This is a genomic window from Pelotomaculum terephthalicicum JT, assembly GCF_022410535.1.
Classification (GTDB): Bacteria; Bacillota; Desulfotomaculia; order Desulfotomaculales; family Pelotomaculaceae; genus Pelotomaculum_D; species Pelotomaculum_D terephthalicicum.
The window spans coordinates 14,790-28,059 of sequence record NZ_JAKNBL010000041.1 but is presented as its reverse complement, the minus strand read 5'-3'; the positions used below and the strand labels follow the sequence as shown (position 1 = coordinate 28,059).

The following is a 13,270-nucleotide window of genomic DNA, read 5'->3' as shown; positions in this document are numbered from 1 at the left end:
AGTCGCTGTTCCCATATGTTGCAAAGCTTGCTATCCATTCCTGAACATCCTTCCTTTTCTTAATGTCCAGGCTTATTTTCTCATGTCTTTTTTCTATATTGAAGGTGTCTTCTTTTTGACGCTTACCATGCTGCACATGTTGCCTCATCACCATTGCCTTGCCAGTGGCCTCTTATTCGTCCTGCAGCAGCTTCGGAGGCGACACATTGCTCAATCTGTAATACTACATTATCAAATTGGGTCGTTGCGAAACGTTGGCTTTGTTGCGTAACCGGGATTACGCGAATAGCTCGTTGCAATCTGAAGGATTGTGAAAAATTAGGAATCGCTCTGCCCGGTTGCCATAAACTGAGTTCATATGAGTCCCTACTTCCATTGGGCGGGATCACATCGGTATTACCTTGTCTGGCTTCACGCTGAAGTTCCCTAATATCGTCATTGACAGGAGACAATTCGTTTACGTATATCAAAACGCCTGCTGCTACATTACGGGCGTTAGGCTGCCTCATTCGAAGCCATGCGTAGGTTTGAACTTGCCATTCAGCTTGTCTCCAGAACTGGTGATTGGTAGCTGGACGACGGTCCCCTTTGTAATCAACTACTACCTCGAAGTGCTGGGGTAATTGAGGACAGGCTGAGAGATTATTGCATTACGAATCAAATTATCTGCTGGGACATTGTTTAGCTGGACATCGGTCAAAACATCAATTATTCCATGTAATTCATATCTATCGGTTCTTAAATTAGTATTAGCTTGTAAGGGGGGTAAATCTCTAGTTCCTATTATGCGTTCTTCAGCAGATGATACAAGTGGGAAAAGATATGGTGCAATTTCATTTATCGCTGCCTCTGCACGCCTATATGCTGAATCCCTTACAATATTACTTCTGGGATTTTTTCCTTGTGCTGTCAACATTGATTCTACTCTATCTCCAATGGTTCCAATGTCGTAAGGAGCACGCCCTACGGGAGCAGTTCCTAAATAAGGAGTAGGATTAGAAGGCCATGGAAAAATCGGTTTTGGTGTTGTTGAGAACCAAATTCGATACGCAATTTCCAAAACACCATGTATAAACTCACCGAACCAGAGCTGAACAGGCCGAGAAGGCGGAAGAGCGCTTCCGTTATGATACCTATATTGCAGACCGCAGCGAAGAAAGGACAGTAAGTCACCTGTCAAACTATAGCTTGGGATAATCTGTGGGTCTCTTTTCCGATCAAGTATCATTAGATCAACCTCAAAGGATGATTATTAACCATAGTCGGGGGACGACCGGTTATGGGTATCTGCCAAGCCCAATTACCATCTGAACGCCAAAATGTAGCTATATGGCGAATTGTTGTACTATATCTTAGGCAACGATCAATACCGACGAGCAAAAGCAAGGATTGGGGACGACTAAATGCCACATAGTAAAGACGCCTTAGATCGTCGAAAGTTCTATCAAGCGAATTGCGTAGCGTTCGCACCTGTCCTATGGAACAGTGTTGAGCCATATCTTCTTCGAGCATCTGTGTTGGCCCAGGGTTGTCTGGAAATCTTCTAAAGCGTTGAAATTGGTTATTGGTGTTAAAATCAGAAGCAATATCGACAATTACCAATGGGAACTCTAAGCCCTTTGCTTGATGAATAGTCATTATCTGAAGATGATTGCGTGGAACATGTGGCATGATATCTTCATCAACTTCTACGGAAGCCTCCGCTAGTGGCACCATTATATCCCATATTACACGCTCTATACTTCGGATATCGTGCCTGCCATTTCCATAAATAATATTAGAGCGATAAGTGGAGAAAGTAGCAGCTTGTGCAATACATCTGGATACTGCCTCTAGATATACTTGTCCTTCTGGGTCATCTTGGAAAAACGGCATCCAGGTGATTAGCTTGTAACAAAGATCTAGTATTGGCCACTCATTCGGCCAATTCCCCCCTACTTGATTGATTCGGTTCTGCCAACTGTTCACAAAATTTCTAAGCGTTCGTGGAGCATTGGGAAGAGGATTTAAATTTATGAAATCCTCTGCTGCCCTACACCAAATTGGGAGATAAGTTCGTGCTTCATTGCGGAGGGTTACTATGATACGATTTAATTGAGTTTGTTGAGGATCATCTATACATATAAGGATTAAGCCAAGAAGTTGTTGTACTTCTCTAATATCCCGTAATGCCTGACCCCTTGGATTGAACACTCCAATTCCCATAGTAGAAAGTTCTTGGCGAAGCAGAAAAGGCAATCTCTCTCTTGGCGGGTTATTTCTAAAACGTGTGGCAAACTCCCTCACTTGGTCTGCCAATAATACAGCATCTCCAAAATCTCCTCCATTAGGATTTCTAGCAATCTGAATTGTTGAGTTATCAACATTAATAAGACCTGGCCCTCGAAAAACATTAAATAGGAAGTTAGCAAGATCGTGTGCTAATTGTTGTACAGTTGGACGGAATAGCCCAAGTATTGGCATATTATTTGATTGGATCTGTGGAATAATTTGAGGTTTAGGGGGTTGTAATCTTGCAAGTGTAAAAGCTTGATCGCAAGCAATATAATTATTAAAAAAATTAACTATTTCAGGAGTTGAACGATAATTATCTACCAGATATTCAATATTAACTGGAGGCAAACCAGGCACAACGCTTGAAAGCCTATTTGGAAAATTGCAGAACAATTCAACTGTAGCACCGCGAAAACGGTATAAGGATTGATCGTCATCGCCCACTACAGTAAATGACGGTTGGACTTGTCGTATAATTTCAAAATATATTGACTCTTGCAGTGGATTGCTGTCCTGATATTCATCAATAAGGACGGCAGATATGGTTGATATAAACCTTTGTAGTCGACCATTTGTTAACCTATTCAGAAACATTTCCTCAAGGCCTGCAAAATCCATACGGTTGGTTTGATTCATATACTGGCGATAAGAATCTAGGATATTCAATATAAGTTGCCTAGCTGCAGGATTTGGCCCATTTATAAACGATGCTAAATTGACTTGGTCTTGTATTAAACGATCGATAACAATACGACATACTTGAACTGTCTCTCCAAAGTTCCGTGGTGGTTCACCTGTCCTTGTAAATGGGGTTAAATAATTTAGTAAATCAGGATCTATTTGATGATTAGTAAAAATTCCTGCAGGAAACATTCCATTACGCGCTAGAAGAGCATTACCAACAAAACCTTCTACCAATACCGGTGGCACATCACCAGGATCGCGATATATAGATAGAGTATCTTCGCAGATGCTATCTAGCGTTCCTGTAATAAACCTATTAATGTCTATACTTGCAACCCATTGTGTAAACCCATTAGGTACTGGGACAGGGGGATTCTGTTGAAGATAGTTGAGGATATATATTCCCCACTCTATTAGGCGCGACCGTATCTCACTAGCTGCCTTTCTGGTAAAGGTCGTTATCATAATATTCTCAGGCATAATGCTTTCAACAAATACAAGACGTAAAGCACGTAAAACAAGAACTGTAGTTTTACCACTTCCTGGCCCTGCCACAATCATTAAAGGCGTATTTATCGGAGCAAGCAAACAACTCTCTTGCTGTGGGTTGGGAGGGTGCTGTTGAAATTGTGGAATTGCGTTTCGAACTAATGGAATATAGTTTTGCAGGCTAATCATCTTTAATCCTCATTATGTGGGGTTGGAGACTATTCCTAAAAAAAAATTCGGCATAAATAGGAAATATCCTTCATATTTTTCTATTTCTACTTTTTCTAGAACAGGAATTTCTGAGACATAAGACAGTAAACAGCAGCTCTTTGTGCTGTATGTGAAGTAATTTTTGCCCAATTAACAATATCTGCTGAACTTATCGGTGTTCTACTTTCTTATGTTCCGGAAATTAGGCAGTATATCGAGAAATTACTAGACAGGTTGTTCCCAGTTGTATCGATGGACACCATCCAGGTAGCCGAGTATCTTGAACAGAAAATACGTCCTGATCTTTGGAAGAAGTATGGGGCTGGCCGCATGCTTTATCCGGTCAATAAAGCATGCGGCTTTTTACTTGAAAGGAGGAACCGTCAGAGCAATTACTCCCTTATTGTAGCTTAGGCATGAGATGAAAAGAAGCACGGCTGGCCGCCGTGCTCCAGTTCCAAATTTATAGTAGCAAAGGAGGAATTTCAAGTGTCAAAAGTAATTGCCCTTGCCAACCAGAAAGGCGGCACAGGCAAAACGACCACAACGGTCAATCTGGGTATCGGCCTTGCGATGCAGGGTAAAAAGGTGCTTTTAGTGGACGCGGACGCGCAAGGCAACCTAACGGATTCGTTGGGCTTCCATGAGCCGGACAATCTACCTGTTTCACTGGCGACCGTTTTAACCAAAAGCATGTTGGAGGAGCCGTATGAGCCGGACGAGGGTATCCTCCAACATGCGGAAGGCATTGATCTCATGCCGGGCAACATTGAGTTGTCGGCCATTGAGGTTTCCCTTGTCAACACCATGAGCCGGGAAACGGTGCTGCGCAGCTACATCAATACCATCAAAGACAGGTATGATTATGTGTTGATCGACTGTATGCCCTCCCTGGGCATGATGACCATTAACGCCCTTGCCGCTGCGGACAGCGTAATTATTCCGGTTCAGGCCCACTATCTGCCCGCCAAAGGAATGACGCAGCTTTTACAGACCATAGCCAGGGTAAGGCGGCAAATCAATCCGAAGCTGACCATTGACGGCGTTCTGGTGACAATGGTGGATAACCGCACCAACTTCGCCAAGGACATTTCCTTTATCCTGCGCCGCGACTACGGCGACAAACTGCGCATTTTCCAAACGGAAATCCCCTTATCTATCCGTGCGGCGGAAACCAGCGCCAAAGGAAAGAGCATTTACCTTCACGACCCCCACGGTCTGGCGGCTAAAGCCTATGAAGCCTTTACAAAGGAGGTGCGGGACATTGGTGAAAAACGACGTGCGAAACAGCATAAAGCTGACCTCAGTAGATGACTTATTCACCACCGAGGAAAGCCGGGCCGAGCAGCAGCGCGAAAAGGTACTGGACATTCCCCTGTCTGAAATCAGCGATTTTCCCAATCACCCGTTTAAGGTAAAAGCGGATGAGGCCATGCTGGAAATGGCGGACAGTGTAAAGCAATACGGCGTTTTAGTCCCCGGCCTGGTGCGGCCCAAAGCGGACGGCGGCTATGAAATGGTGGCCGGACACCGGCGAAAAAAAGCAAGCGAGCTTGCAGGGAAAGAAAACATGCCCTGCATTGTCCGGGAACTGGACGACGATGCCGCCACAATCATTATGGTTGACAGCAATCTGCAAAGGGAAAGCATCCTGCCGAGTGAAAAAGCTTTTGCATATAAAATGAAGCTGGAAGCCATGAACAGGCAAGGGCAACGGACGGATTTAACTTCCCGACAAGTTGTCGGGAGGTTAGAAAGTGCAGATATTATAGGCAAAGATGTCGGTGAAAGCGGCAGACAGATTCAAAGATATATTCGCTTAACTGAACTTATACAACCTGTTCTTGAAATGGTGGACGAAAAGCAGATCGCCTTTAATCCTGCTGTGGAAATCTCTTACCTGGCCGAAAACGAACAGCAAGCCGGGTATCCATATATGTGGCTTACCCTCGATGATAGCTCTGTCGCCTGACTTTTGGCTGGATGACGGCTGTGCTGACGATTTAGAAGTTACCACTGGTGGCGATGCTTGTTTTGATGGTGCAGAGGGTTGAGTTTTTTCTTCTGCCTTTATTACCTCGTTTTTCGTTGGCTCATTTTCTTCAACAGTCTTCGGCTCGGCAACAGGAGTATCTTCAGAAAGAATAATTGGCGGCATTTCTTTTTGACTCGCCTCAATTTCAGCGAATACGGCGGTTTTTGCAGACTCTGCGGGTAAATCGCCGACCTCGGCGTTCCGAGGCCACACAGCGGTACACAATGCGACACAGGCGATAATGCCTATTCCGACGATAATTAGCTTTTTCAATACACCATCTCCCTTCAGCAACAGACACTACCACAGATTGAGGGAGATAGCTACATATATTTCTTTAAAACTGCTTAAATGTAGAATAAACATAAACGGAATCTTTACAAATGCGTAAAATATATTGTAAAGCATATGCAAATTTTGGTATAATTAAGTTGAAACTTAGGAAATGGATTGGCGAAGATGCGAGTAAGTTATAAAAAGTTATGGAAGCTCCTTATTGATAGAGATATGAAAAAGAAGGATCTGCAATTGGCATCGGGATTAAGCTCAACCACCATTGCCAAGCTCTCAAATCATGAGAATGTCAGCATGGAAGTTCTGATTAAAGTATGTGCCACTCTCGGCGTTGATTTCGGAGACATTATGGAATTAGTTCCGGACCTGCGGGACAACGCAAAATAAATTGACATATATCCGATAAAGGAACCAGCTATGGAAATTTTCGATAATATAACAAAAACTGTGAAGAATGATTTAGCGGTTACAATCGAAAAGGGCAGCCGCCTTTCGATTGCTGCCGCTTGTTTTTCCATATACGCATACCAGGTTTTGAAAAAACAATTTGACAATATTGACGAGCTTCGTTTCATATTCACATCGCCTGCCTTTGTCACTGAAAAAGCGCCTAAAGAAAAACGCGAATTTTATATCCCCCGCTTAAGCCGTGAGCGCAGCCTTTACGGAACAGAATTTGAAGTGAAGCTGCGCAACGAATTAACGCAGAAAGCAATCGCCCGTGAATGTGCCGATTGGATCAGAAAAAAGGTTAAGTTCAAGTCAAATATTACGCCGGAGAACATGGGCGGTTTCCTCAACATAGATACCGGCAATGAACAGATTACATATATGCCGCTCAACGGCTTCACCACCGTGGACATTGGATGCAAACGGGGGAATAACAGCTACAACATGGTTACCAAGTTCCCTGCACCGCACAGTCAGGAATTCGTCCGGCTGTTTGAAAGTGTCTGGAATGACAGGACGAAATTACAGGACGTAACTGAAGAGGTCATCGAGAGCATCACCGCCGCTTACAACGAAAACTCGGCGGAGTTTCTTTATTTCGTGGCTCTTTACAACATATTCAATGAATTCCTCGAAGACATCTCCGAGGATGTGCTTCCAATGAAGCAACCGGGTTTAAAGAAAGTAAAATCTGGAGTATGTTATATGATTTCCAAAAAGATGCGGCGCTTGCAATAATAAATAAGCTTGAAAAATATAATGGGTGTATTTTGGCCGATAGTGTAGGACTTGGCAAGACGTTCACTGCCCTTGCTGTAATCAAATACTATGAAAAAAAGAACAAATCTGTGCTTGTGCTATGCCCGAAGAAACTGGCAGACAATTGGAATACTTTCAGGAGTCATTATAGAAATAATCCGCTCATTTCCGACCGGCTTGGATACACTGTTCTTTACCACACTGACCTTTCGCGCGAACACGGCATGTCAAACGGCAATGACCTGGAAAAAATATATTGGGAGAATTATGGGCTTATAGTCATCGACGAATCCCACAATTTCCGCAATGGCGGCGAAGTTTATGGAGATGATGCGCGTGAAAACCGTTATCTCCGACTCTTGAACAAGGTTATTCGCCCGGGTGTGGAGTCAAAGGTGCTTATGCTGTCGGCAACACCGGTAAACAACCGTTTTGTCGACTTACGCAATCAGCTTGCACTCGCTTATGAGGGAAATTCCTGCCTGATAAATGAAAAATTGAACACATCGAAACCAATTGATGAGATTTTCCGTAATGCTCAAAGAGCATTTAATATCTGGAGCGACTTAGGACCGGAAAAGAGAACAACAGCTGCGCTTTTAAAGATGCTGGACTTTGACTTCTTTGAAGTACTGGACAGTGTGACCATTGCTCGCTCCCGAAAGCATATTGAAAAGTATTATAACATGAATGACATCGGAAAATTCCCGGAAAGGCTCAAGCCTGTGTCTCTGCGGCCAAGCCTGACCGATTTGGACAACGCCATAAATTATAACGAGATATATGACGAGCTTATGAAGCTTAATCTTGCAGTCTATATTCCAACAGATTTTGTTTTTGAAAGCAGACGGGACAAGTATGTCGACCCTGACGTCAATATCAACCGTGCGGGGCGAGAGCAGGGCATCCGCCGCCTGATGAGTATCAACCTTCTCAAACGGCTGGAAAGCTCCGTCTATTCTTTCCGTCTGACTCTCCAGCGCATAAAGAAGCTGATTGATGATACGATCGCTGAAATTGATATGTTCGAGGCCGGCGGAGACGCTGATATTGAGATTCTTAAGTTCAGTGAAGATACCGAATTCGATTATGATGATCAGAACACCGAATTCTTCACCTCCGGTAAAAAAGTAAAAATCGATCTTAACGATATGGACTATGTTACCTGGCGCGACTCGCTTCAGCAGGATTCAGAAGTACTGGAGTTGCTGACGCTTATGGTTGCAGATATTACACCGGAGCATGATACCAAGCTTCAAACCCTGCTTGCGCTCATTTCGGAGAAAATCGAAAAGCCCATCAACGCAGACAATAAAAAGGTACTTGTGTTTTCAGCATTTTCCGACACTGCCGAATACCTGTACCAGAATGTGAGCGGATATATAAAGGAGAAATACGGTCTTAACACCGCCATGATAACCGGCACGGTGGACGGAAAAACAACGATCCCGAAATTCAGGGCGACCTTCAACAATGTTCTGACTTGTTTTTCACCTGTTTCTAAAGATAAAGCGCTGCTTATGCCGGGGTCAGCCGACTGTATCGACATCCTTATCGCCACTGATTGCATTTCCGAAGGCCAGAATCTTCAGGATTGCGACTATTTGGTTAATTACGATATCCACTGGAACCCTGTCCGCATCATCCAGCGGTTCGGACGTATTGACCGTATCGGCAGCCGGAATGCGCGGATACAGCTGGTGAACTTCTGGCCGGATTTGACGCTTGACGATTACATAAACCTGAAAAGCCGTGTAGAAACCCGAATGAAGATATCCGTCATGACCTCCACCGGAGACGACGACCTTATCAACCCGGAGGAAAAAGGCGACCTCGAATACCGCAAAGCACAGCTCAAGCGCCTGCAGGAGGAGGTCGTCGATATCGAGGATATGTCCGGCGGCATTTCCATTATGGACTTGGGATTGAATGAATTCCGTCTTGACCTGCTTGACTACATCAAGAATAATGGTGATTTGGACAAGACCCCTCTCGGTCTCCATGCGGTTGTTCCCGCGAAGGACGATGCGCCGCCCGGCGTGATATTTGTGCTGAAAAACATCAACGGCGGCGTGAACATCGATAACCAGAACCGGCTTCACCCGTTCTATATGGTGTATATTGCGGATGACGGCGAGGTCATCTGCGACCATCTGTCCCCAAAAGAAATGCTGGATAAGATGCGGTATCTCTGCAAGGGAAAAACAGCGCCTTTGGTAGAACTGTGCCGCGCTTTTAATCAGGAAACCAAGGACGGCAGGGATATGGGCCGACTTTCCGAGCTATTAAGTGACGCCATCAACTCCATCATTGACGTGAAGGAAGAAAGCGACATTGACAGCCTGTTCAAAAGCGGGGGCACCTCAGCTCTGAATACAACTATTACGGGACTGGATGATTTCGAGCTGATTTGTTTTTTAGTAATTCGGAATTCGGAATGCGGAATTCGTAATTCATAATTCATAATTCATAAATCGGAATGCGGAATTGAGGAGTGAAGGCAGTATGAAGAGAGAAAACCGTTGTGGTGAAAAGTAAAGCATTTGCTTTGAGAATGATTAAGTTATATAAATTTTTAACTGATGAAAAACATGAGTATATAATGTCAAAACAATTACTGAGAAGCAGTACAAGTATTGGTGCAAATGTAAAGGAAGCCATCCGCGGCCAAAGCAAAGCTGATTTTTATGCTAAACTTAATATATCACTGAAAGAGGCTAGCGAGACGGAGTATTGGCTAGAACTGCTGCACGAAAGCAATTTTATAGAAACCAGCTCATTTGAAAGCGTTTATGCTGATTGCCAGGAGTTAATAAAGCTGCTTGTCGCTATCACGAAAACCCAGAGAAATTCCGAATTACGCATTCCGAATTCCGAATTAGACAGGAGTGTAACGAGTGATTGATTTACCAAAAAGTACGGTATTCAACCGGCGAATACCGAAGCAGAAGTTCTATGAAAACCTCTCCGTGACTGCGGAACTCAAGCGGATATTTGTAGAGCAGATCAATGTGATTTACTGGAGGAATAAAATCTCCCCTACTACAGTGAACATTGCCGCCGGAGAAACAGTCGCGGAAATTGAGGTCATAGAGATACGCCTGAACCAGCCCGGCCTTGACAAGCGGGTGCTGCAGCTGATTGACAGGGAAATCCCCTATCACATCCTTTTCCTGCTTGTGTTTGAGGAGCAAGCACAGGCATGGATCGGCTATAAGGAACAAAGCCAGGGCGGTACGGCGGCTTTCAAACCGGGGACTTATTATAACACCGAATGGCAGCCTGTGAATGAGATATCGCTGCGGATAGACGGACTCAGCATGGATGCCGTATATGAAGGCTTTATCCGGCAGATTGCCGGGGAAAGGCTGGAGGACAAAACCGGAGGCGGTTTGAAAGATGCGGTCGCCCGCGATAAACGGCGGCAGAAGCTGCAAAAGGAAATCGCCGTGCTGGAGAACAAGGTGCGCCGCGAAAAGCAGTTCAATATACAGGTTGCGCTCAATGGAGAGTTGAAGAGATTGAAGAAGGAACTGGAGGAAATTCTAAATGGGCACTAAAAAATTACCACCCATGGAAGTGGTAGCAAGAAATGCTGAGGGGAAGACCACCCCGGCGCTTTGCGCCACCCCTCCAAAGGAGGGGAATAGTTCTCCGGTGAAGGAGGGCTATAATTCCCCTCCTTTGGAGGGGTGCCCGTTAGGGCGGGGTGGTCGCAAATCCAAAAACTATTTCTCTTTGCCCTATAATCCCAAACTGCGCAGCAGAGCAAAAGAACTGCGAAAAGCTGGCAATATCTCTGAAGTTCTGCTGTGGAATCATTTAAAAAACCATCAGTTTAGGGGTTTTGATTTCGACAGGCAGAAAATCATAGGTAATTTTATTGTGGATTTTTTCTGTGCAAACCGTAACGTTGTTTTGGAAATTGACGGAAGCTCCCATGATGATAAAATTGAATATGACGCTGAGCGTGACGCTTTGCTGACTGGGCTGGGGCTGACAGTCATTCATATTCAAGCGAAGGATGTTTTATACAAATTGGATAGTGTAATGGAGATGCTTAGGAGCCACCCCATGTTGAGGTAAAGATACCACCCCGGCGACCACCCCGGCGCTTTGCGCCACCCCTCCAGAGGAGGGGAATATAAGGAGGATAAATTATTTATGGATAATATGCGTTTTGAATCGGCGAACCTGACCGCCGCGAATATAGAAAAAATAGCGGAGCTTTTCCCCGGTGTCGTTACTGAAGGAAAAGTAAATTTCGATCTGCTGCGCTCACTGCTGGGTGATGAAGTATATGGTGATGAAGCCTACGAGTTTACCTGGGTAGGCAAAAGGGCCGCCATTGCCGAGGCCGGCAGGCCTATTCGCAAGACACTGCGCCCATGCGTGGAGGAGAGCAAAAACTGGGATACTACCGAAAACCTTTACATAGAGGGCGATAATCTTGACGTGCTGAAACTGCTGCAGGAGAGCTATCTCGGCAAGGTGAAGATGATTTACATAGACCCGCCCTATAATACAGGTAATGATTTTATTTACCGCGATAATTTCATGCGTAATAAGGACGAATACGATGAAGAAGCTGGCGTATATGACGAGAATGGTGACCGCCTGTTCCGCAATACCGAAAGCAATGGCCGGTTCCACTCCGACTGGTGCAGCATGATGTATCCAAGGCTGGTGTTGGCTAGGAATCTACTGCGGGATGACGGGGTTATTTTTATAAGTATTGATGATAATGAAGTGGCGCAATTGCGGAAGATTTGTGATGAAGTGTTTGGAGAAAGCAATTTTATTGCTCAACTGATTTGGGAGAGGGCTTACGCACCCAAAAACGATGCAAAATACATATCAAATAGTCACGACTATGTTTTGATTTATGCAAAGTCCATTGATAGCTTTCAAATAGGAAGACTTCCGCGGACAGAAGAAGCTAATGCTCGATATTCTAATCCTGATAACGATCCAAGAGGAGTTTGGAAACCAAGCGATATGTCGGTAAAAACATATAACGCTGCTTGCGATTATCCAATTACAACGCCCTCCGGGCGTGTAATTGAGCCTCCAGCAGGTCGCTGCTGGAGTCTTTCGAAAAATGCATTTTTCGAAAGACTCCAAGATAACAGAATTTGGTTTGGTACAGATGGCAACAGTGTACCTTCTATTAAACGATTTCTATCTGAACTTCGTTTCGATGGGATGGCTCCAACTTCTATTCTGTTTTACAAGGAAGTGGGCCACAGCCAGGAAGGTGCAAAGGAGGTAGTTGCTCTTTTTGATGGTAAAGGACATTTCGATGGGCCAAAGCCTGTGCGCTTATTACGCAGGCTTCTGACGCTTGCCAATACAGAAGAGGATAGTATCATCCTCGACTTCTTCTCCGGCTCGGCAACCACCGCCCATGCGGTCATGCAGCTTAACGCCGAGGACGGCGGCAAGCGCAAATTCATCATGGTGCAGTTAGCGGAACCCTGCGCACCGGACAGCGAGGCTGCCAAGGCAGGTTTCAAGAATATATGCGAAATCGGCAAGGAGCGAATCCGACGCGCCGGGGAGAAGATTAATTCGGAATTAAGAATTCGGAATGCGGAATCAAATAAGCAAGAACAGATAGATTCGGATAATTCCGAATTACGCATTCCGAATTCCGAATTTAAATTAGACATCGGCTTCCGCGTGCTCAAATTGGACGATACGAATATGAAAGATGTGTACTATGCGGCAAGCGAATATACCCAGGACTTGCTTTCAATGATGGAAGACAACATCAAGGACGACCGCACTGATATGGACCTGCTCTATGCCTGCCTTTTGGATTGGGGATTGCCCCTCTCCATGCCTCACACGCAGGAAAAAATAGGCGGCTTCACCGTGCATACCTACAATGACGGCGACCTCATCGCCTGCTTTGATAAGCACATCAGCGATGAGGTGGTTAAGGAAATTGCCAGGCGCCAGCCGCTGCGCGCCGTGTTCCGCGACAGCAGTTTTGCCAGCTCGCCCGAAAAAATCAATGTGGAGGAGATTTTTAAATTATTGGCTCCGAACACAAGCGTGAGGGTGATCTGA

10 protein-coding genes and 1 pseudogene are annotated in these 13,270 nt (G+C 45.0%); 9 read left to right on the top strand and 2 right to left on the bottom strand.

Annotation, left to right across the window (positions count from 1 at the left end; translation table 11 throughout):
* Positions 1-601: 601 nt before the first annotated feature.
* Together L9W92_RS15910 and L9W92_RS15905 are read right to left on the bottom strand one after the other, a co-directional pair.
* The gene (locus L9W92_RS15910; protein WP_240084725.1) at positions 602-1,228 is read right to left on the bottom strand and encodes a PD-(D/E)XK nuclease family protein; all 627 of its coding nucleotides are present in this window, start codon (positions 1,226-1,228) and stop codon (positions 602-604) included.
* Complete coding sequence (locus L9W92_RS15905; protein WP_240084724.1) at positions 1,228-3,636, bottom strand: UvrD-helicase domain-containing protein; 2,409 nt, start codon at positions 3,634-3,636, stop codon at positions 1,228-1,230. Before L9W92_RS15905 ends, L9W92_RS15910 begins: the two co-directional genes overlap by 1 nt.
* Before the next feature lie 510 nt (positions 3,637-4,146).
* Between L9W92_RS15905 and L9W92_RS15900 the strand changes: the two genes are divergently transcribed.
* The 9 genes and pseudogenes from L9W92_RS15900 (at position 4,147) to L9W92_RS15865 (ending at position 13,270) form a co-directional block, all read left to right on the top strand.
* The gene (locus L9W92_RS15900) at positions 4,147-4,971 is read left to right on the top strand and encodes a ParA family protein (protein ID WP_240084723.1); all 825 of its coding nucleotides are present in this window, start codon (positions 4,147-4,149) and stop codon (positions 4,969-4,971) included.
* Positions 4,892-5,578 (top strand): annotated as a pseudogene (locus tag L9W92_RS15895) (ParB/RepB/Spo0J family partition protein); the annotation flags it as partial. The gene L9W92_RS15900 and the pseudogene L9W92_RS15895, both read left to right, overlap by 80 nt.
* Before the next feature lie 573 nt (positions 5,579-6,151).
* A complete protein-coding gene (locus L9W92_RS15890; protein ID WP_240084722.1) occupies positions 6,152-6,373 on the top strand; it encodes a helix-turn-helix domain-containing protein in 222 nt (73 codons plus the stop codon).
* 30 nt (positions 6,374-6,403) lie between these two features.
* A complete protein-coding gene (locus L9W92_RS19445) occupies positions 6,404-7,174 on the top strand; it encodes a phospholipase D-like domain-containing protein (protein ID WP_353681821.1) in 771 nt (256 codons plus the stop codon).
* Positions 7,135-9,654, top strand: a complete 2,520-nt coding sequence (locus L9W92_RS15885; RefSeq protein WP_353681822.1) for a helicase-related protein — start codon at positions 7,135-7,137, stop codon at positions 9,652-9,654. Before L9W92_RS19445 ends, L9W92_RS15885 begins: the two co-directional genes overlap by 40 nt.
* A 65-nt stretch (positions 9,655-9,719) precedes the next feature.
* On the top strand, positions 9,720-10,100 hold the full coding sequence (locus tag L9W92_RS15880) for a four helix bundle protein (RefSeq protein ID WP_286725319.1): 381 nt from the start codon (positions 9,720-9,722) through the stop codon (positions 10,098-10,100).
* Positions 10,093-10,755, top strand: a complete 663-nt coding sequence (locus L9W92_RS15875) for a DUF4391 domain-containing protein (RefSeq protein WP_240084721.1) — start codon at positions 10,093-10,095, stop codon at positions 10,753-10,755. Before L9W92_RS15880 ends, L9W92_RS15875 begins: the two co-directional genes overlap by 8 nt.
* Positions 10,756-10,852: 97 nt before the next feature.
* On the top strand, positions 10,853-11,281 hold the full coding sequence (locus L9W92_RS15870) for an endonuclease domain-containing protein (RefSeq protein ID WP_240084720.1): 429 nt from the start codon (positions 10,853-10,855) through the stop codon (positions 11,279-11,281).
* A 78-nt stretch (positions 11,282-11,359) separates the two neighbouring features.
* Positions 11,360-13,270 (top strand): site-specific DNA-methyltransferase, encoded by a 1,911-nt coding sequence (locus tag L9W92_RS15865; RefSeq protein ID WP_240084719.1) that lies wholly within the window; start codon positions 11,360-11,362, stop codon positions 13,268-13,270.

What these genes read in the sequence shown, in the direction of transcription:
- L9W92_RS15910 (WP_240084725.1), bottom strand. Translation starts at nt 1,228, where the DNA reads ATGATACTTGATCGGAAAAGAGACCCACAGATTATCCCAAGCTATAGT.
- L9W92_RS15905 (WP_240084724.1), bottom strand. Translation starts at nt 3,636, where the DNA reads ATGATTAGCCTGCAAAACTATATTCCATTAGTTCGAAACGCAATTCCA.
- L9W92_RS15890 (WP_240084722.1), top strand. Translation starts at nt 6,152, where the DNA reads ATGCGAGTAAGTTATAAAAAGTTATGGAAGCTCCTTATTGATAGAGAT.
- L9W92_RS19445 (WP_353681821.1), top strand. Translation starts at nt 6,404, where the DNA reads ATGGAAATTTTCGATAATATAACAAAAACTGTGAAGAATGATTTAGCG.
- L9W92_RS15885 (WP_353681822.1), top strand. Translation starts at nt 7,135, where the DNA reads ATGTTATATGATTTCCAAAAAGATGCGGCGCTTGCAATAATAAATAAG.
- L9W92_RS15865 (WP_240084719.1), top strand. Translation starts at nt 11,360, where the DNA reads ATGGATAATATGCGTTTTGAATCGGCGAACCTGACCGCCGCGAATATA.